Here is a 20,277-nt window from a genome sequence, read left to right as displayed (position 1 = left end):
GAAAAGAACAATAAGAAAGAGGTTGAATAATGAAACCTTACGAGCAGTTTACGGTGGAAGATCTGCGCGAATTTATCGCAGATCACCAGTTGCTGAGACAGCACGAATTATGTACAGATTTTCGCTTGGTAATTGATTTTGAGAGGTTAGCCCACATTCTGGGCCTAAAGCCGCGAGCTGTGCGCTCAATCATATCTGGTCGAAGTAAGCTTCAGCGATGTCACTACAACCTTTTAGCGCTTCACGCGGGCTTTATTAAACCAGAGCTGATTGATGTGAGTGCAAGAATCGATATCGGTGATAGCGAGACGGCACGGGACTATATTCTATCTTTATTGTGATTAATATTTCGCTGAACTACAGATCTGCCTGCTAGTGGCGTAAAGAATCGGTCGACGCTTTATTAATGGGATAATCCATAATGAAACAGGTCTGATGCTCATCAGACGTCACAGTAATAGTACCTGCATGAGCTTTTAATATGGCCTCAGTAATTGCTAAGCCTAGACCAAAGCCATCAGAGTCATTCTTCGTCCTGCTTTGTTCAGCTCGGTAAAATCTATCAAAGAGGTGTGGTATTTCTGACTTTGGAATTGGGCTTCCTGTGTTGCATACAGTTAAGGTTATACGGTCATCTCGTTCTATGATGTTTACTGTGATAGTGCCTTCTATTGGGGTGTGGCGTATAGCATTCGAAAGCAAATTATTTATTGCCCTGCGAACCATTAGCCTGTCTCCAGCAATGGAGCCCCTGCCTGTAAGGATCAGTGAAATACGTTTGTCTTCTGCTAGAGCGTCATAAAATTCAAAAAGGTCATTGACTTGCTCGTCCAGCGGGATTGTTTCTGACGACGGCAGTATAAGCCCATTATCAGTTTTGGCCAAAAAAAGCATATCAGTGATCATTCTTGATATGTGTTCATGCTCTTCGGCGTTTGATATAAGAACATTTCGATAGGTTTCAGCATCCCTCGGTTTAGAAAGTACTACTTGTGTTTGGGTGGAAAGGTTGCTGATAGGGGTTCGCAATTCGTGAGCTATATCTGATGAAAAATTAGACAGTCTTCTAAAGGAGTCTTCTAAATTGTCCAGCATTTTATTGAGGGCTTTGGCTAGTGTAGAAATTTCAACCGGAACGCTTTTGTCTGACATTCTTCTTGATAGTTGATTTACTGTAATAGAAAGTGCCTGGTCTTTCATTTTATATAGGGGGAGTAAGCCCTTTCTAGCAGCGAATAGTCCAAGCATACCGCTAAGCAATGTGGCAATTACTGTATAAAAAAGAAGGCTTCCTTGAAAGCGATACATAAAGGTATCGTGGTGATTCGTATTTATTGAAATGATAAGGTAGAAGGATGTTTTTGGTCGGCTTTCGGTGCTTGCGCTTGTGATCAGGCTGCGGTAGTTCTGGCCACCATAGCTCCAGCTTATAACACGATTAAGTTTGCGGTCTGTTTTTTTAAATAACTCATGAAAAGGTATCTCTATATCGGATGAGCTGTAAAGTTTAGAACTGTCAGTCGATATTGCAGAAATGATTAGGTCGTTATGACCTATGAGATTGGATTTTAGTCTATTAGGTAGGTCCTGGAAGATCATGCTATCATCTATTTTTAGAATGATGTCTTGAACGATTTTTGACTTTTTCTCTAAAATGTCTTTGTCTTGGGTTATAAAGTGTTCTTCGATGGATAAGGTGATTATCCATGCTAGACCTAATAAAACAATTCCTGATGTAACAGCAAAAAAAGCAGTCAAGCGTAATGTCAGTGATAGCTGTCTTTTCATGAACTGCTTTTGTCCTCTAAGGTATAGCCCATGCCTCTTAAGGTATGTATTAGTTTCAGTGTGAAAGGATCATCGACCTTTCGGCGTAAACGCTTTATAGCGACTTCGATGACATTGGTATCGCTGTCAAAGTTCATATCCCAAACTTGTGATGCAATTAGAGAGCGTGTTAGTACTTCACCTCGACGACGCATTAATAGCTCCAGAAGTGAAAACTCTTTTGCTGTAAGCTCGATCCGATGTCCTGACCTTATGGCTCGTCTTTTAAGAAGATCCAGTTCTAAGTCTGCAACACGTATTGATGTTGATTCAGGCTTTTTTTGATTCCGTCTCAAAAGTGTACGTATACGTGCTAAGAGTTCAGAAAATGCAAATGGCTTAATTAGGTAGTCATCCGCCCCTAACTCCAGCCCTTTAACTTTGTCTTCGACTTGGTCGCGTGCAGATAAAAATAAGACAGGAATTTCTTTTCCGCTTAAGCGTAAGGTTTCCAGTACCTTCCAACCATCAAGTCCAGGTAGCATTACATCCAAAATAATTAAGTCATATTGGCTTTCATCTGTTAATACAAGATGGAGGCAGTCAACACCATTGCGTGCAAGGTCGGTATTAAAGCCCGATTCCCGTAATCCCTGTTGTAAGTATTCACCTGTTTTTATTTCGTCTTCTACGACAAGGATCTTCATGATTTTGTTTTGTTCTTTGGATTAGATAATAGGGTGTTACTTCTCAGGTTTACAAAATTACAAAAATGTAATTTTCGCGTCAGTAACAGGACAGCTGAAGTCTTTAAGATTGCTTCCATAGATTGATCGAACATTATCTGTAAATGCTAAGGAGCGCAACGATGGAAATGAAGAAAACGGTTGTAGGGTTGGCAAGTGCTTTGATCTTAGCCGCAGCTTTACCTGTAACGGCACAAGCGAGTCAGCACTCAAGTAGCCATTACATGATGCATGGTGGCAATGGGCCACAAGGCCATATGATGGAAGGTGCGGAGCATGATAGCGGGAAGACACAGCTGCATCAGCCGGATTACAAAGGCGACCATAAGGCTCGCGCGAATAATAAAGCACATTACATGATGCATGGTGGCAATGGGCCACAAGGCCACATGATGGAAGGCGCGGAGCATAATGGTGCTAAGAGTCAGCGTCACGTTGTCGCTGATGATTTCGGTGCAAATTTACAGGCGAAATCCAACATGCATTACATGATGAATTCTGGTGATGGCCCTCAAGGGTATATGATGGATGGTCAACAGCATCCTCAATAATGGAGGCAGAGATAATCAACTATCTCCAGGCGCTGTGGGCTATGTAATCATTACTAGTCCGCAGCTTGGAACCATGTGAGGCGTCATGGCTTTGGTCAGCGTTGGGTTGTTTTTGACCTTACGTAATTTTGAGCTAGACTCATCGGAGTCCTTTTGTCTCATGTGTAGTTCAGCCCTCTAAGTATACTTGCTGAAGAGGAAGTAAAAGAAAAACTGGTTGAACTATAGATAAAATCCTATAACATCGTCCGGATTAATTGGGCTGGCTATAGATGCAGAGAATGGCAAAGAAAGTATTGATAGTGCTGTGCATGCTGGTGGTGACAACCGCCCAGCTACTCAGTCATGCTTCTGCCATGCAAATGGATCAGACTTATCCATCGCCAGTTCAATCAACTCCTTCCCATGCGATGCATACCAAAGGCACCATCGGCAATGTTGCTCAAAACTGCTGTGAACAGTCTATAGCTGAGAAAGATGCGCCTTGTTCGGAAATTCAAATTGGCGAGCACGATTGTAAGGAAATGACCGATTGTGCTCAGTCGCAGTGCACAAATCCTGTTGGTGCTGGGTTGCCAAGTTACTCCTTCGATACTAAAAAATCAGTCCTGGTTCTGGCTGCTATCAATGACCTGTTGTTGCCCCAGAAAAGCAGTTCCCTATACCGACCACCCATATCCCACTGATGGAATAAGCCGTTAACACGGCTAGTTTTCAGTGGGAGATCAATATAAATCTCCCATGTCTAGTAACTTGCCCAAATCATTTTGAATGATTTTGGCTTGATTGGGTGGATTTATGTCACCAGCTATTTTTTCCAGAGGATGCCTGCGCTCGGGTATCCCTGTCGCAGGAATTGCGACGTGTTGCCTCCACGCACTTGGCCGTGGATATGTACAAACCAAGAATTATTATTTCCTGTTTTTAATGACATTTCTGTTAAGTGGAGTGACGATCTCATCGGCCGTGGCTGATTCAAACAGAAATGCTCCTTTAACACTCGAAAAAGCACTGAGCTTTGCTATTGAGAATGACGCTTGGTTATCCGGTAGCAGGTATGTACAGCAGGCGACAGAAGCGATGAGTGAGTCGGCCTATCAACTACCTGATCCCAAGTTTTCTGTTGCCTTAGCCAATCTACCTACAGATACGCTGGATTTTGATCAAGAGGCGATGACCCAATTAGTCTTTGGTGTATCTCAAAAGTATCCTCGCGGTGATACCCGTCGACTCAAACGTCAGCAGCTTCAGCAGCAAAGTGAGCGGCAGCCTTTTATGCGTCAGGAGCGCAAGGCCAAACTTAAACTTACGATCACACAGCTTTGGCTGGATGCATACTTGGCAAGGCAGAGTGTATCTCTGATCGAGCAGGATCTGGCGCTTTTCGATCAATTGGTAGACATATCATTGGCCAGTTACTCCACTGTCATGGGGCGTACTCGGCAGCAAGACCTGATAAAGGCGCAACTTGAAAAAACTCGCATTGAAGATCGCCTTACTAAGTTGAGGTTGATGCAAGAGATGAAGGAGCAAAAACTGCTTGAGTGGCTAACACCATCGTTGACCGATTATTCAGTTCAAGATAACAACTTTTCTGTTTATGCACCTGAGTTACCACAGCTAAATTCAAAATATGCAGCTGCTTCTAAAGGAGATTCCTTTAGTAAAAGCGAGCTTGCCAACCATCTGGTCCGTCATCCATCGGTTCGAAAACTGGATAAGAGTATCGATGCCGCTGGCACTTCCGTGAAACTGGCTAAGCAAAAATACAAGCCGGAATGGGGGGTGAGTGCCAGTTATGGTTATCGCGGTGACGACCTAAGTGGCAGAGACCGAGCGGACCTCTTTAGTGCAGGTGTCACCGTAAGCATGCCGCTGTTTTCTTCGGTTAAGCAGGACAAAGAGGTTGAAGCGGCCATCGCGAGTCAAGAAAAGCTCAAAACGGACCGTAGTCTGATGTTGAAGAAAATGCTTGCTGGCTTCCATTCAGCCCGCACCCAACTGGAGCGCTTGGACCAGCGGCAGCAATTGTACCAGAACAAGCTACTGCCTCAGGCTGGGCAACAGGCTCAAGCAGCCTTAAATGCCTATGAATCCGATACTGGCAGTTTTACTGAGGTAGTGCGCACACGTATTGCCGAACTAAATGCTCGGATCGATTATCTGGAAATCAAGGTTAAGCAGCAAAAACAGATCGCTCAACTTAACTATTTCCTAACGTCATCTGAATTTGAACAAAGCTTTGCTAGTGGCACTGGAGTTGCGCAATGAGTAATACCATTAAAAATATCGGTCTAATTGTAATGGGTGCAGCAATCGGTGCGGGTGCCGTCGTAGGTGGCTATTCCTATATTGCTAGTACTGACACAGGGTCTGGGCCGGTTGCAGAAGAGGTTGCAGCAAAGAGTAATGAACCGTTGTATTGGGTTGCACCAATGGACCCAAACTATCGGAGGGATAAGCCTGGTAAGTCACCCATGGGAATGGACCTCATCCCCGTATATGAAGAGTCAGGCTCTGATACCGATGCAGGCCCAGGAACAATAAAGGTGTCAGCTGAGGTGGTAAATAACTTGGGCGTTAGAACCGCCCAATCAGCGCTTTCAAAGATGCACTTTGAAGTACGAACGGTCGGTTATGTTGATTATAACCAGGACAAGATTGTGCACGTTCATCCTCGTGTAGATGGCTGGATTGAAAAGGTATATATCAAAGCAGAGGGAGAGCCAGTAGAGCAGGGGCAGCCGCTTTATGATCTTTATTCACCGGCGTTGGTAAATGCTCAAGAGGAATATCTATTTGCCCTCGCAAGGGGCAATAAAAAACTGATTAAGGCTGCGGAATCTCGGTTACTGGCTTTGCAAGTGCCGCAACAGACTATCCGAAAGTTACGAAAGACGCGTCAGGCTAGTCAGACAGTGACCTTCTATGCCCCGCAAAGTGGTGTTGTCGATAACTTCAGGATTCGAGAAGGCTTTTTTGTTAAGCCTGGAAATACCCTTATGTCGATTGGTGCGCTGGACGAAGTTTGGGTTGAAGCTGAAGTCTTTGAGCGTCAAGCAAATATGATTCGCGCGGGGTTACCTGTTTCCATCCAACTAGATTATCTACCCGGCAAAGCTCGGGAAGGGGTGGTTGATTATGTCTATCCAGTGCTGGATCCAGTGACCCGGACACTGAAGGTAAGAATGCGCTTTAGTAACCATGATCTGCAACTTAAACCCAACATGTTTGCAAAGGTGGTTATACACAAACATGACGAAGAGGAGTCGTTGACGGTTCCTCAGGAAGCGGTGATCCGTGGTGCTAAGACGAATCGGTTGGTATTGGCATTGGGTGATGGGCGATATAAATCCATTGAGGTAAAGATAGGCCGCAGCGATGGGTCTCGTATCGAAATACTTGAAGGACTCAGTGCAGGCGAAGAGGTGGTGACATCAGCTCAATTCCTTCTCGATTCGGAATCCAGTAAGACATCTGACTTTAAGCGTATGCATATAGACGAATCGATGGATTCAGAGGAGATGAGCCTCGAAGGTATGTCGCTTGACAGTATGCATGATGATGAAGATATGAGCCTTGATGGTATGAGCCTGGATGGCTCCCATGATGAAATGGATTCAGGGGAAATGAATCATAAAAGCGAGAGTCAGGAAAAGAACGATCAAGGCAACGTTGCCGATGAAAGTACAAACCTTCACGCTATGAATAGTGATTCGTTCAAGCCTGCCTTGCATACCCAGATGGAGATCACTAGCCTCCTGACACGGACTCCAGTTAAGGAGGTCCTATGATTGAAGCCATTATTCGCTGGTCGGTAGGTAACCGTTTCTTTGTATTGCTCGCCACGGCAATTCTGGTGGGAGGCGGTTTATTCTCCCTGAAAAATACACCCGTCGATGCAATTCCGGATCTTTCGGATGTACAGGTGATCATTAAGACCAGCTATCCGGGGCAGGCTCCTCAAGTAGTAGAGGACCAGGTCACCTATCCTCTAACGACGGCAATGCTGTCGGTACCAGGCGCTGAAACGGTAAGGGGTTATTCCTTCTTTGGAGACTCCTATGTGTATGTGATCTTCGATGAACAGACAGACATGTACTGGGCCCGAAGTCGGGTGCTGGAATACCTCAGTCAGGTGGCTCCCTCTCTACCCGCGAATGCCCGCCCCCAGTTGGGACCGGATGCTACGGGCGTTGGTTGGGTATATCTCTATGCCTTAGTCGATAAAACCGGGAAACATGATATCAGTCAGCTTCGCAGCTTACAGGACTGGTTTCTTAAGTATGAGCTGCAAACCGTGCCTGGAGTTTCTGAAGTAGCGCCAATCGGCGGTATGGTAAAACAGTACCAGGTTCGGGTGGACCCGGAAAAACTGCGGGCATTTAATATGCCGCTCTCGCATATTCAAACTGCTATTCGTAGGGCGAATCAGGAGGTTGGGGCTTCTGTAGTGGAGATGGCAGAAGCTGAGTATATGGTTCGTGCTACCGGCTATATTCAAAGTGAGCAGGATCTCAAGAATATCCCCCTGGGTGTTAACAAAAACGGAACTCCGTTGCTGTTGCAGCATGTTGCCGAAATCGGTACCGGTCCGCAGATGCGACGTGGTGTTGCCGAATTGGACGGCGAGGGTGAAGTAGTCGGTGGTGTGGTTGTTATGCGTTTTGGTGAAAACGCTCAGAAAACCATAGATGGTGTTAAAGCCAAGCTCGAATCTCTGAAACAGGGGCTACCCGAAGGCGTGGAAGTGGTCACTGTTTATGATCGCTCCGGTCTGATTGATCGTGCTGTCGAGAACCTTTGGCACAAGTTGCTGGAGGAATTTATTGTTGTAGCGCTGGTTTGTGTGGTTTTCCTGTTTCACGTTCGCTCGTCCCTCGTTGCGATCGTCAGCCTTCCGGTGGGTATTCTCGCTGCATTTCTCGTCATGAACGCTCAGGGGATTAATGCCAATATTATGTCCCTCGGCGGCATTGCCATCGCGATCGGGGCTATGATCGATGGTGCGATCGTGATGATTGAAAATATGCACAAGCATATGGAACGTACACCGCTGACAAACGAGAACCGCTGGAAAATCGTCGCCGAATCCGCCAGTGAAGTGGGACCAGCGCTGTTTTTCAGTTTGTTGATTATTACGGTTAGCTTTGTCCCGGTGTTTACCTTGGAGGCGCAGGAAGGCAGGATGTTTGCCCCGCTGGCTTTCACTAAGACCTATGCCATGGCTGCTTCCGCTGCGTTGGCGATTACCTTGGTGCCGGTGCTGATGGGGTACTTTATCCGAGGGAAGGTGTTGCCCGAGCATAAGAACCCGATAAACCGCCTGTTAACAGCGATCTATATGCCAACGTTACGTAAGGTGTTGGCCTTTCCAAAGCTGACTCTGGGTTTTGCCCTAATGGTATTGCTGGCAGGCTTTTGGCCACTGGATAAACTCGGCAGTGAATTTATGCCTCCGCTGGATGAAGGTGATCTGATGTATATGCCGACAACCTATCCAGGGGTTTCCATCGGTCAGGCTCGACAGCTGTTACAGCAGACCGACAAACTTATAAAAACGGTACCAGAAGTAGAAACGGTATTTGGCAAGGTAGGGCGTGCTGATAGTGCGACTGATCCAGCCCCGTTAACCATGATTGAAACCTTTATTCAACTTAAACCAAGAGATCAGTGGCGAGAAGGACTGACCACTGATGACTTGAAAAAGGAGTTGGATAATCTGGTGAAGGTTCCAGGTTTGACCAACGCTTGGGTAATGCCGATTAAAACCCGTATCGATATGTTAGCTACCGGTATTAAGACCCCGGTGGGGATTAAGATTGCAGGCCCAGAACTGGCACAAATCCAGGAGATAGGTCAGCAACTGGAAAGCATTTTGAAAGATGTGCCCGGTACAGCGTCCGTATATTCCGAACGTGTAGCCGGCGGACGGTATATCAAAGTTGATATTCAACGACAAAATGCTGCTCGTTATGGCCTGAACATTGCTGATATTCAGCAGGTGGTTGCGACGGCAATTGGCGGTATGAATGTATCGCAAACGATAGAGGGACTGGAACGTTATCCAATCAATGTGCGATATCCGCAGGGCTATCGTGACTCTCCGGAACAGTTGGCATTGCTGCCGATCGTAACGCCTAAAGGGCAGCGGATACCGCTGGGAGATGTAGCTGATGTCTATGTCGAGGATGGCCCGCCAGGGATTAAGAGTGAAAATGCTCGCCTTAACGGCTGGACTTTCATTGATATCGACGGGATGGATATCGGGCGCTACGTTGAGAACGCACAGCAGGTAGTAAAAGAGCAACTACAACTGCCACCGGGTTATTCCATTAGTTGGGCTGGTCAGTATGAGTATATGCAGCGGGCGAAGGAGAAACTGACTTACGTAGTACCGCTGACGCTGGCGATTATCGTGATCTTGCTGTTCCTTAACTTCCGTAATTTTGTTGAGGTCAGCATCATTATGGCGACGTTGCCCCTGGCAATGGTGGGCAGTGTTTGGCTCATGTATCTACAAGGATTCAACTTTTCCGTTGCGGTCGGTGTGGGCTTTATTGCCTTGGCCGGGGTCGCAGTGGAGATTGGTGTGATTATGTTGGTTTATCTGAACCAGGCGTATCAGCAGATGCTGGATCGTTGTAAGCAGCAAAACCTAATCCCGCGTGAAGAAACCTTACGCCATGCCGTGTTACATGGAGCAGGTTTGCGAGTCAGACCCGTGATGATGACCGCAGCGGCAATTATCGTTGGCCTGTTACCAATTTTGTACGGTACTGGAACCGGTTCTGAAGTCATGAGCCGAATCGCTGCGCCGATGGTGGGAGGAATGGTCAGTGCAGTAATCCTGACTTTGCTGGTCTTACCTGCGGTGTATTACCTATGGCGCAAGCGTTGCATTGCACGACTGGCTAAAGAACAGTAATTCAGGAAATGCCCCCGGTTGGACCATCGTAATGGTGGTCCAATCGGTTCTCTGAGGTTTCAAAGGAGAGTGTTGATGCAATGCTTTCAACCCGCAATAAAACCAGCAATCAAACTAGTTGGAATTGGGACAGTTCTGCTACTGGCGGGATGTGGAATGGGAATGGATGACGCCCCTGGCCAACCAAGCTCTTTCAGTAGTAATGGAGAGCGGATTTACTATACCGGTAAAAGTCAGACGGGCTCTGTGATCACTTATCAAAGTGGAACAATGCACGCTCAGATGCACCGTACTTCCTGTGCTAGTTGCCATGGCAATGATCGCAAGGGGCAGAGGTTATATCCAAGGTTCTGGATAGTTGCTCCACCACTGACCAGGCTAGCACTTTTCCAAGACCATGATGATGGACATGGTGATCACCAGAGTTATGACAAGGAAAGCCTGAAGCGTGCCATCAGGCAAGGCATTGATCCATCCGGTGAGCAGTTAAATTCTGCAATGCCTCGTTGGCAGATGAGTGAAGAGGATATGGATGACTTGGTCAACTTTTTAATGACCGAAATAAACGACCGGAAAGCAGCGCATTAACTGGACGTTACGACAAATTACAATTGGCATATGTCATAAAGCCCACAAGACTTGTTATTCAATAACGGAGAGAAATTAATATGAAATTCAATAAATTCTTACTTGCCAGCACCATGAGCGCTTTGGTTTTGAGCGGTGGGGTCATTGCAGGAGAAGGTAGTCATGGTCATGGCCACGACAATAAGCCTGAGCAGTCAATGTCGCACGGGGATATGTCTCATGATTCAATGGGCAGCAACATGGCGCAAAGCAAGATGTTCCTGGAGAAGAAGGATATTGATGGCTATACCGTTAGCTTTCATGTAATGAAAGCGACTGAAGGTATGGAGCATGGTGGATCACATAATCTGATGATTAAGGTGGAACAAGGTGGGACCGTCATAAATAATCTGAAGATGAACTCAAAAGTGGTATACCCGGACGGCACTCATGAAAGCAAGCCTCTGATGGCTATGGGGGAGTGGCAGATGGCTGGGTATGATCTTAAGGAAAGCGGTAAGCATCAACTAATGGTGTTGTTCAAAACTGCTGATGGTAAAAAGCACTTTGGTGGTCTGTATTACGGAGAATAGGTGTTTAAGGTAAATGCCTGATCAGGAGGGGGGGGACCTCCTCCAGTACTGGATTGTTCATAGACTGAAGTTATAGCGGTTGGGTTGGAGACCTCCTCTGTCATAGTGAGGAAGTTGCTTATGTGATTGTTAGCCTGAAGCCATGCCGTGCTAAAGCCAGCCAGATACATTAATCCGCCACTACCGGCTCCGAGACCCGTCGCAATTTCTACAGGGTTAATACTGAGGTAGGTCAACGCCTAGCAGTGATCATTCAAGCTGGGGAATCCTGCGAATTTAAAACTTACTGGTTCTTTAAACCCCTGTTTAACTGTAGTGTGAGCTGAGCCTATCGATTATGGAACACTCGGCTTCATCATTGTCTTGGCTGTATTCAATTAGCTCTAATAATAACCGTCTTGTTTTTGACATTTCTTTCATTTTAACTTCAATTTCAGCCAGTTTGTTTGACACGCAATCTCTAACATCTGAGCTTTTTCTGTTTGGGTTATTTAGCAAATTAACTAGTTGTTGACATTCCGTAAGGCTGAATCCGAGGTTTCGGATGTGTTTCAGGAAAATAAGGTTTTTAATATGTGATTCAGAATAATATCGATATCCATTGCTTTTCCTATCTGGTGGAGGGATTAGTTGTTTGTCCTCATAAAATCGGATGGTTTTAGCCGGGATTTTACAGATTTTTGATACTTCGGATATGATCATTTTAAGCTCCTTGGTTGAAAGATTTTGATGCTATATCTTGGGAGCCTTATTGCAACAGTGAGGCTTATGATTAGCGTTATCATGAATGTTTTGGTCGATGTATTTGTACCATCCAATTAATAACTTGGTGCATAGGTTTGCTTTTAATTCAATGCCATTTTTTTCGATTAAGCTTAGTATTTCTTCCAGTGACGTGGTCGATACATTATAGGAAATAATCAATGTATTTTCGCTCAGCCTCAGGTTGAGCGCTCTCTGGGAGTCGATTAGCTTTGCTGTTGTATCTTCTAGGCTGCCTGTAATGCGAAGCACCTTGAATTTGCGTGTTACCACACAGTCTTTATGAGAATGTATGTTTTTAGATTTCATGCTTCCTCTCCCTTAACGGTGGGGCACTTAAATCATAAAATTTATGGTTATTAATGATTAATATGTTTGTGAAATGTGGTTAAAAGAAGGGCTTGGGAGGGCGTGTCTTGGCGCTGGAGGTAACAAAGTCGTAAAGCGATTTAATGCTTTCTGAAGGTGAAGAAGAGGTGTTTGATAATGTAAGATAAACGGACGAAGCTGCCGCGCAGTTTTGACCACAAGTGGAGCAGCTAATCAGGCAGGAGTGCCCCTCAATACACTGAGGCTGAGAGATAACAATACAGCCACTTTCATTAATACCGTGGGCCGAATGATTAGTCTCAATATCAGTTGCTTTAGCTGCTGGCGCTAGAAAAGAGTCGTTAGGGTATATGACTGCACTCGCTACCGTCCCTGATACCAAGGTCAGTATCATCAGTGAAACAAAGAGAATACCTCTATTCAACATCAAACCCGAACTCTTTTAATTGAGGTTCTGTCACGATTCGATACTAATCATAGAACAAAGTTCAATCCACGTTCAATAAATCATCCTTTTTTTGAGGCACTTTGGTTACCTCTATGCAAGCGTGAGACTTCAGAGTGACTGCCAACCTTATTCAGCGTGAAAAGATATTAGAAATTTTTTTGTGAGTCTGCTTGACCTTCCATTTAGGGCAAGGTCTAACCTGAATAAAGGACATAATGTAAAGGTTCTCAAATTGAGAGACCTTAAAGCATAGAAACAAATGACGCTAAAGCGGTGTGAGCTATGGTTTCTTCAGCACATGATACCCACTCAGCATGCCGTCACTCTGATAGCAAAGCAGGGCGGCATACTGCCGTGTGCACCCGGCAATTATGCATTCACCTATCAGATGCAGATGTATCTTGGTGAACAGGCGATAGAAGACAGAAAGTAAGCTTCGGAGAGTGGAAATGGCAAAGAATTGTTCGTTCTGGTTCAGCCCAAAAGGTCTTGCCGCACTAGGATTGATTGGTGCAGCCAGTTATTTCCTACTGATGGAACATCGAGAGCATGTGGTGCAATGGTTGCCGTTTCTCATTCTGCTGCTCTGCCCGTTAATGCATCTTTTTATGCATCATGGACATAGCCACCGACCCAGCGGGGAAGAGCGGATGCACCAGCCTTCTGACGAAGAAGATGAAGCCTACCGGCGTGGTTATGACGCGGGCCAAAAAGAAGCCAATGACGACCGCGAACGTTAGGGAAGGGACGCTATGCGCGGAGAAAGTGAATACGGAATAGCACAGCCTTGGTGCGACTACTGCATTTTGACGCTCTTTACGGAAATATATGGCTGCCTGCTGACCATTTCTTTTCTATCAGGTCGATTGATCAGCTTTTACATGAAACCAAGCAACAGTTTAAAGAAGGGTAGCAACTTAAGGATCGCATGCGACGGGCTATGGGACTGAGTCACTCTCTTGTTGAGTGTTTCATTGCAATTTTATGCAAAGGATAAGAAATATGAACAAATCCATTCCTACAGTTACCAAAGAGGTGCCAAAAGCAGGCGGCGCTGATGAAAATGCTCAGCTTATAGTGCCTGGGATGGGAAGTAATCATTGTGCTGGCCTTGTGACAACCTCAATCGAAAGGTTGCAGGGAATAAAGAATATTCAAACCAATATTGCCAGTCATCAGGTGAATGTTTCATTCGACGCATCTCAATCAAACCTGGAAACAATACGACTTGCGGTTGAAAAAGCGGGTTACGATGTGGCGTCTTCCCAGTTAGCAGCAAGAAAAGATATCCAAACGGTCGGTCTCACAGTTCCTGGTATGGGAAGTAATCATTGTGCCGGTCTTGTACGCAGATCACTTGAGCGTCTATCAGGTATATCCAAGATTGATACCAATATTGCTAACCATCAAGTCAGTGTGAGTTTTGATCCGAAAGTAGTTGATAGCAAGGCTTTAAAGGAAGCCGTAGAAAAAGCGGGGTACGACGTTGCTAATGTAGAAAGTACCACGAGCGATTCCCATAAGGTTGCCGAGGCAGCAGAAGAACAGTATCTCGATCAAGCCTGGAAAAACTTATGGTTTGCCGCGATTCCAACCACGATCATCATGTTGTTGATGATACCTGAAATGTTTTGGAAGCCAATTCCTGGCTATCTCGCCATTGTGGCGATATTGGCCTTTCCGGTGGTGTTTTTTAAGGGAGGATGGGCGACACACCGGTCGGCTTGGCGCTCGTTAAAAAATCGAACAGCAAACATGGATGTATTGATTTCCCTGGGGAGTATGCCTCCTTATTTGATCGGTTTGGTTGGTTTTGTCTATCCGATGACATCCTTTATTGAAATGGCCTCAACCATTATGACCTTCCATATGCTAGGCCGCTATCTTGAAACACGAGCCAAAGGAAAGGCATCACAAGCCATCAAAAAATTGATCAAACTCGGCGCGAAGACTGCGATCATCCTGCGCGACGACACCGAAGTTGAAGTACCTGTTGAAGAGCTGCAAATCGGCGATGTGATGGTCATTAAGCCAGGAGCCAAAGTGCCTACCGATGGTGAAATTGTGGACGGTAACAGTCATTTGGACGAATCCATTGCCACGGGGGAATCAGTGCCAGTAGAGAAGGGCCCTGGTGATTCAGTTATCGGTGCCACGATTAACAAGGAAGGACTTCTCAAAGTTAAGGCCACCAAAATCGGTGCCGATACCTTTTTGTCCCAAGTCATCAAATTAGTCGAGCAAGCCCAAGGCTCTAAAGTGCCAATACAAGAGTTCGCTGACAGGGTCACCGCCACCTTTGTCCCAGCGGTTATAGGGATAGCATTTTTGAGCTTTTTGTCATGGATTGTTTTCGCTGACACGTTGCGCCCTGTACTGGAATGGGGTGGAAGCTTTTTGCCTTGGGTTGACCCGAGCTTGACTCCTATTATCGCTGCGATACTGGCTTCCGTTGCCGTTATGGTTATCGCCTGCCCCTGTGCTCTTGGGCTGGCAACACCCACAGCAATTATGGTGGGTTCAGGTATGGGGGCTGAACGAGGCGTGCTGATACGTTCAGGAGAAGCTATCCAAACCTTAAAAGACATCAAAGTCGTTGTACTTGATAAAACCGGAACCATCACCGCAGGTAAGCCTTCTCTGACTGATGTTATACCGAGTTCCGGATTTACAAGTGAAGAACTCCTGATGGCAACTGCGGCGGTAGAAGGAGGGTCGGAACACCCACTGGCGCAGGCGATTGTACAGGGTGCTAAAGCACAGAATCTCAGTATTCCAACGCTGGATAGCTTCCAATCCATCACTGCCCAGGGAGTAGAGGGCGTGGTTAACGGCCAGCTGGTGCATGTCGGAAACCGCCGACTGCTTAGCGAACAAGGTGTTGAATTGGGCGATTTGGACGAAACCCTACAGTCGCTTGAGATCCAGGGTAAAACAGCCATGTTGGTGGCAATCGATAAACAGGCCGCGGGTGTAGTTGCAGTGGCGGACACGATTAAAGAAGACTCGAAGTCCGCCATAAAGGCGATGCATGACTCTAAGATTCATGTCGTTATGGTAACAGGTGATAACGAGCGGACAGCAAAGTTTGTTGCTGAACAAGTAGGGATCGATGAGGTCCTGGCCAATGTGTTGCCTGAGGGAAAAGTGGATTCGGTAAAACAATTGCAAGCTAAGTACGGCAATAGTGTCGCGATGGTTGGTGACGGCATCAATGATGCTCCGGCGTTAAAACAGGCAAACGTAGGTATTGCTATAGGGGCGGGCGCTGATGTTGCAATCGAAGCTGCCGACGTCACCTTGGTGCAGGGGCAGTTGACCAAGCTTGTAGAAGCGATTCTTTTGTCAAAAGCCACATTTAGAAAAATTGTTGAAAACCTGTTTTGGGCTTGGTTTTACAATCTCGCTGCGATTCCAGTTGCTGCATTGGGATTACTTCACCCTATGATCGGCGTTATTGCAATGACCATTAGTTCGTTGTCAGTCATCGGCAATTCCATACTTCTGAAACGGGCTAATATCAGCATTTAATAGGTGGAGAAGCTTTTGGCTAAGCAATCACACTTATTCCGGTTCACCCCAAAGGGGCATGCCACTTTGGGGCTTATCGGTGGAGCCAGTTATTTCCTATTGGTGGAACATCGAGAGCATTTGTTCCAATTCTTGCCCTATCTGATTTTATTGTTATGTCCGTCAATGCATCTGTTTATGCATCACGGGCATAGCCGCCTGCACCATCAAAGCTCTAGTTCGGAAGAAAATGAAGCCTACCGGCGCGGTTGTGAGGTGGGTCAAAAGAACGCCAAAGATAAACGTGAATGTTAGGGAGGGGGAACGATGCACGGTGAAAGTGGATACGGCTTGTGGACACTGGTGATCCTTAATTCCGCGATATTTATTTTTTTCGCCTTCAGCTTCATCAAACCTCAGACCAGGACGGATTGGCGCAGTCTTGGCGCATTTTCGGCATTTGTGGTCGCGCTCTTTACCGAAATGTATGGTTTTCCGCTGACTATTTATTTTCTATCAGGCTGGTTAACCAGTCGCTTCCCTGAAGTAGATTTTCTGGAGCATGATAATGGTCACCTGCTGCACTTCCTGTTCGGCTTTGAGGGAAATCCGCATTTTGATCCGTTGCACTTAGTCAGCAATCTGCTCATTGTTTTGGGCTTCTTCCTACTTGCGTCGGCGTGGCGGGTTTTACATAACGCCCAGCAGACCAGGACGCTTGCCTGTACCGGGTGGTATGCCCGCTGTCGGCATCCGCAATATCTGGCATTTATCCTGATTATGTTTGGCTTCTTACTACAGTGGCCAACGATACCTACTGTAGTGATGTTCCCGATTCTGGTCTGGGTGTATGTAAGACTGGCCAGGCATGAAGAGAAGCTGGTGCTGGCTGAGTTTGGTGAAGAATATCGCCGTTATATGGTCAATACACCGGCATTCATTCCGAAGTTATTTATTAGTCAATCTAACTCTACCTAATGGCAAGACAACAACACTTAAGGAGCGAACCATGAAAAGAAAAGTCTTAGCAAACGTTCTGGTGATGGGGATTCTTACTACAACTCCCGGTTTTGCGTCGGAAGGTCATGGCCACCAAAGAGATAAGCAGCAAAGGGAAGGGTGCACCAGGATGATGGGGCATGAGCAAATGATGCAAATGCACCAGCACATGCAGCAGATGCACAGCATGATGGAGGAAATGCATGGAGTTGAAGATCCATCAAAACACTGGGAACTGATGCAAAAGCATATGGAAAGTATGCAGACAGGAATGCATATGATGATGGGACCTTCAGGTATGAAAGGAAAGAGAAGCGATGATAAGGGAGGGGATCCATCTGGTAAAGGCATGGAGGAGAGGATGGGGATAATGGAAAAGCAGATGATGTTGATGCAACAGATGATGGAGCAGATGATTGAGCATCAGGCCCAGAATCAGAGGCATCGGGGGATGCAACAGTAGGACTGGTTTCACGGCGGGGCTCAATGAAGCCCCGTTCACATCAATTCGGGCTAAGCCTAATGAAGGCAGGAGGCGATAATGAGCGATCAAAAGCACAGATTAGGGGTATCTGAGGTTAATTTAGTCGTAAGGCACCTGAAATTAGAGAACGTATCTGATGAAACATTGGCAAAACTAGTTGAGGAAATTGACCAATTATATGGGCTTGATTCAGTCTCTTACGAAGAGAAACCTCAGATTTTGCATCTTGCTTATGACGCGTCTCGGTTAAATATTGATGGATTTGAAGATCTGCTTCATCAGCATGGGATTGAACTAAGTCATGACTGGTGGACCCGATTCAAGGAAGGTTACTACCGTTTTGTTGATCAGAATGTGGCTGATAACAAGACGCATGAGCCCTGGAGCTGTCACAAAAAGAAATAAAGGGAGATTAATTGGATTAGTTCATACTGAAAACAGGAGTTGAGAATGCATACACCTTATCAGATGAACGCAATCAATATGGGCATCGACACGCACCAGGAGCCGGTGGTTTATATGCGTGATGACTGTCATATCTGCCGGGCTGAAGGTTTCTCGGCCAGTTCTCGTGTTCGCATTGAATATCAGGGAGAAAAGCTAACTGCAACGCTCAATGTGGTGGATACATCGAAGTTGCCCGCAGGATCTATTGGCTTATCCCATATTGCCTGGATGAGATTAGGGGTCAGCACGAACGATAAGGTGACGGTGACCCATGCCCCCGTTGTTGATTCTCTTGGTTTTGTTCGTAAGAAAATCAATGGCGGAATCTTAACGGAAAATGAGATCAAAGGGATCATTACGGATATATGTGCTCATCGATATTCCGATATAGAGATCGCTAGCTTTATAAGCGGCTGTGCCGGCAATCGGTTGGAACTGTCAGAAATAGTCGCATTAACACGGGCTATGGTTAACTGTGGTCAGCATCTGAGCTGGCCCGACCAGCCCCGTATATATGACAAACACTGTATTGGCGGTTTGCCTGGAAATCGTACGACACCACTGGTGGTGGCTATCGTCAGTGCCGCGGGGCTTATCATACCTAAGACTTCTTCACGGGCAATCACTTCCCCAGCCGGGACTGCCGATACACTGGCAACATTAACCAACGTTGATCTAACCCTTGCGGATATGAAACGGGTGGTATCCGCTACCGGAGCCTGTTTGGCCTGGGGAGGTGCCGTCAATTTAAGTCCCGCAGATGATTTGCTAATCCGCATCGAACGTGCCCTCGACCTGGATGGTGAAGGGCAACTCGTGGCCTCAGTGCTGTCAAAGAAAATTGCCGCCGGCTCCACTGATATTTTAATTGATATACCGGTGGGGGCCACCGCAAAAGTGTGTAACAGGGCAGCGGCTGTAAGACTAGCGGATCTTTTTCAGCAGGTGGGACAAGCTTTAGATCTGAGTGTGCGCTGTGTGATCACTGACGGCAGCTGCCCCATAGGCCGGGGCATTGGTCCGGTAGAAGAAGCGCGTGATGTACTAGAAGTCTTTCAGAATAAACCAGGAGCATCGAAAGATTTACGTGCTAGGGCGTTACAGCTTGCGTCTCATTTACTGGATATGGCTACAGATCAGGGGCTGGAATCGGCCATTAAAGAAGTAACACGCATACTGGACACTGGAGTTGCACTTGAACAGTTTCAGCGCATAGTTGAGGCGCAGGGAGGGGTAAAAGCATTACCTAACGCAGACCATCAGGAAACCGTTCATGCGTCTTCAGTGAGTATTGTTAAAGCTATCGATAACCGTCGTTTGGCTCGATTAGCTAAGCTGGCAGGGGCACCGGAAGACGCAGTGGCCGGTATCCGGTTACATAAAAATGTAGGCAGCCGAGTTGAGGTAGGGGATGCCGTTTTCACAGTGCTGGCGGCAAGTCCTGGGGCGCTGGAATATGCGTTGGCTTTCTACCGGGATAATGCTGACATGTTTGATATGGGGTAATCAGTAGTACCTCGTGTTTTTTGCATTTGAAAGCAGGAAAATCATGGGCAGCACCTTTCTTTTTATAGGTCTGTTGTTAGCTACAGCGGTAGCTCTTTACAGCTGGGTTACCCCTGCGTGCATCATGATTGATGCAGCTCCATGGTCGCCAGGCAAAGTGACAGCCTGCGGACAGAGAATGCCCGGGCATACCTCAGCCCTTATCAATCTCGTCAAGAATGGGGCAGCCGTCCGGGCTGGCACCGCAGAGGTTGGTCAGTAACCGCAGCTCGTCTCGCAAGGTGCTTAGTTCAACAAGATGTTCCTCGATCGCCGCCAATTTCTGATGCGCCAACGCCCGTACTTTCGGTTTGGCCTGTTGCGGATTCTCCCGAAAACCCAGCAGTTGAGCGATTTCATCCAAGCTGAACCCCATCCTTTGCGCCCGCTTGATAAAACGCAGCCTCGAGAGGTCCTTGTTGCTGTAGGCACGCACACCGACACTGCTGCGATGTACCCGAGGCATCAGTTTAATCTTTTCGTAATAACGCAAGGTATCAGCACTGTGTAGTGGTTCAATGAACCCGGACACCAATTTAGGTGGTAAAGTCACCACCGTAGGAAGAGGTGTCCAATGGCAAGACAACGTCGATCATTTTC

20 protein-coding genes are annotated in these 20,277 nt (G+C 46.6%); 15 read left to right on the top strand and 5 right to left on the bottom strand.

Features of this window, described 5'->3' with window-relative positions:
• Positions 1–29: 29 nt before the first annotated feature.
• A complete protein-coding gene (locus QKW35_RS17600) occupies positions 30–341 on the top strand; it encodes a hypothetical protein (RefSeq protein WP_282355266.1) in 312 nt (103 codons plus the stop codon).
• A 31-nt stretch (positions 342–372) separates the two neighbouring features.
• Here the strand turns inward: QKW35_RS17600 and QKW35_RS17595 are convergent, their stop codons facing one another.
• Positions 373–1,788, bottom strand: a complete 1,416-nt coding sequence (locus tag QKW35_RS17595; RefSeq protein WP_282355264.1) for a heavy metal sensor histidine kinase — start codon at positions 1,786–1,788, stop codon at positions 373–375.
• The gene (locus QKW35_RS17590) at positions 1,785–2,474 is read right to left on the bottom strand and encodes a heavy metal response regulator transcription factor (protein WP_282355261.1); all 690 of its coding nucleotides are present in this window, start codon (positions 2,472–2,474) and stop codon (positions 1,785–1,787) included. The genes QKW35_RS17595 and QKW35_RS17590 overlap by 4 nt, the downstream gene beginning before the upstream one ends.
• A 161-nt stretch (positions 2,475–2,635) precedes the next feature.
• On the opposite strand from QKW35_RS17590, the gene QKW35_RS17585 reads away from it, so the two are divergent.
• From QKW35_RS17585 to QKW35_RS17555, 7 genes are all read left to right on the top strand, one after another.
• Positions 2,636–3,064, top strand: a complete 429-nt coding sequence (locus QKW35_RS17585) for a hypothetical protein (RefSeq protein WP_282355259.1) — start codon at positions 2,636–2,638, stop codon at positions 3,062–3,064.
• Between the two features lie 281 nt (positions 3,065–3,345).
• Positions 3,346–3,750: a hypothetical protein gene (locus QKW35_RS17580; protein ID WP_282355258.1), complete on the top strand. Its 405-nt coding sequence runs from the start codon at positions 3,346–3,348 to the stop codon at positions 3,748–3,750.
• A gap of 112 nt (positions 3,751–3,862) precedes the next feature.
• Positions 3,863–5,335 (top strand): TolC family protein, encoded by a 1,473-nt coding sequence (locus QKW35_RS17575; protein WP_282355256.1) that lies wholly within the window; start codon positions 3,863–3,865, stop codon positions 5,333–5,335.
• Positions 5,332–6,858, top strand: coding sequence for an efflux RND transporter periplasmic adaptor subunit (locus QKW35_RS17570; RefSeq protein ID WP_282355255.1), 1,527 nt, complete (start codon positions 5,332–5,334; stop codon positions 6,856–6,858). Before QKW35_RS17575 ends, QKW35_RS17570 begins: the two co-directional genes overlap by 4 nt.
• A complete protein-coding gene (locus tag QKW35_RS17565; protein ID WP_282355254.1) occupies positions 6,855–9,992 on the top strand; it encodes an efflux RND transporter permease subunit in 3,138 nt (1,045 codons plus the stop codon). The genes QKW35_RS17570 and QKW35_RS17565 overlap by 4 nt, the downstream gene beginning before the upstream one ends.
• Positions 9,993–10,154: 162 nt before the next feature.
• Complete coding sequence (locus QKW35_RS17560) at positions 10,155–10,580, top strand: c-type cytochrome (protein ID WP_282355252.1); 426 nt, start codon at positions 10,155–10,157, stop codon at positions 10,578–10,580.
• A gap of 80 nt (positions 10,581–10,660) precedes the next feature.
• The gene (locus QKW35_RS17555) at positions 10,661–11,152 is read left to right on the top strand and encodes a hypothetical protein (RefSeq protein WP_282355250.1); all 492 of its coding nucleotides are present in this window, start codon (positions 10,661–10,663) and stop codon (positions 11,150–11,152) included.
• Positions 11,153–11,458: 306 nt separating this feature from the next.
• Here QKW35_RS17555 and QKW35_RS21350 read toward each other — a convergent pair whose 3' ends face one another.
• Positions 11,459–11,854 (bottom strand): MerR family transcriptional regulator, encoded by a 396-nt coding sequence (locus QKW35_RS21350; RefSeq protein WP_425608012.1) that lies wholly within the window; start codon positions 11,852–11,854, stop codon positions 11,459–11,461.
• A gap of 30 nt (positions 11,855–11,884) precedes the next feature.
• Positions 11,885–12,223 carry a hypothetical protein gene (locus QKW35_RS17550; RefSeq protein ID WP_282355248.1) on the bottom strand — a complete coding sequence of 113 codons (339 nt, stop codon included), beginning with the start codon at positions 12,221–12,223 and terminating at the stop codon, positions 11,885–11,887.
• A 918-nt stretch (positions 12,224–13,141) separates the two neighbouring features.
• On the opposite strand from QKW35_RS17550, the gene QKW35_RS17545 reads away from it, so the two are divergent.
• From QKW35_RS17545 to QKW35_RS17515, 7 genes are all read left to right on the top strand, one after another.
• Positions 13,142–13,432 carry a DUF2933 domain-containing protein gene (locus tag QKW35_RS17545; protein ID WP_282355247.1) on the top strand — a complete coding sequence of 97 codons (291 nt, stop codon included), beginning with the start codon at positions 13,142–13,144 and terminating at the stop codon, positions 13,430–13,432.
• Positions 13,433–13,694: 262 nt separating this feature from the next.
• The gene (locus QKW35_RS17540; RefSeq protein ID WP_282355245.1) at positions 13,695–16,223 is read left to right on the top strand and encodes a heavy metal translocating P-type ATPase; all 2,529 of its coding nucleotides are present in this window, start codon (positions 13,695–13,697) and stop codon (positions 16,221–16,223) included.
• Between the two features lie 3 nt (positions 16,224–16,226).
• On the top strand, positions 16,227–16,517 hold the full coding sequence (locus QKW35_RS17535; protein ID WP_425608011.1) for a DUF2933 domain-containing protein: 291 nt from the start codon (positions 16,227–16,229) through the stop codon (positions 16,515–16,517).
• 12 nt (positions 16,518–16,529) lie between these two features.
• Complete coding sequence (locus tag QKW35_RS17530; RefSeq protein ID WP_282355244.1) at positions 16,530–17,180, top strand: methyltransferase family protein; 651 nt, start codon at positions 16,530–16,532, stop codon at positions 17,178–17,180.
• Between the two features lie 31 nt (positions 17,181–17,211).
• Positions 17,212–17,664: a hypothetical protein gene (locus QKW35_RS17525; protein ID WP_282355242.1), complete on the top strand. Its 453-nt coding sequence runs from the start codon at positions 17,212–17,214 to the stop codon at positions 17,662–17,664.
• Positions 17,665–17,742: 78 nt separating this feature from the next.
• A complete protein-coding gene (locus QKW35_RS17520) occupies positions 17,743–18,090 on the top strand; it encodes a cation transporter (protein WP_282355240.1) in 348 nt (115 codons plus the stop codon).
• Between the two features lie 45 nt (positions 18,091–18,135).
• The gene (locus QKW35_RS17515) at positions 18,136–19,638 is read left to right on the top strand and encodes a thymidine phosphorylase family protein (protein ID WP_282355239.1); all 1,503 of its coding nucleotides are present in this window, start codon (positions 18,136–18,138) and stop codon (positions 19,636–19,638) included.
• Positions 19,639–19,831: 193 nt separating this feature from the next.
• On the opposite strand, the gene QKW35_RS17510 is transcribed toward QKW35_RS17515, so the two are convergent.
• Complete coding sequence (locus QKW35_RS17510; RefSeq protein ID WP_282355238.1) at positions 19,832–20,209, bottom strand: heavy metal-responsive transcriptional regulator; 378 nt, start codon at positions 20,207–20,209, stop codon at positions 19,832–19,834.
• Positions 20,210–20,277 lie beyond the last annotated feature (68 nt).

The organism is Pontibacterium granulatum (assembly GCF_029961155.1).
GTDB lineage: Bacteria > Pseudomonadota > Gammaproteobacteria > Pseudomonadales > Balneatricaceae > Pontibacterium > Pontibacterium granulatum.
The sequence above is the reverse complement of the archived record's forward strand: the minus strand, read 5'-3'. Positions and strand labels throughout refer to the sequence as shown.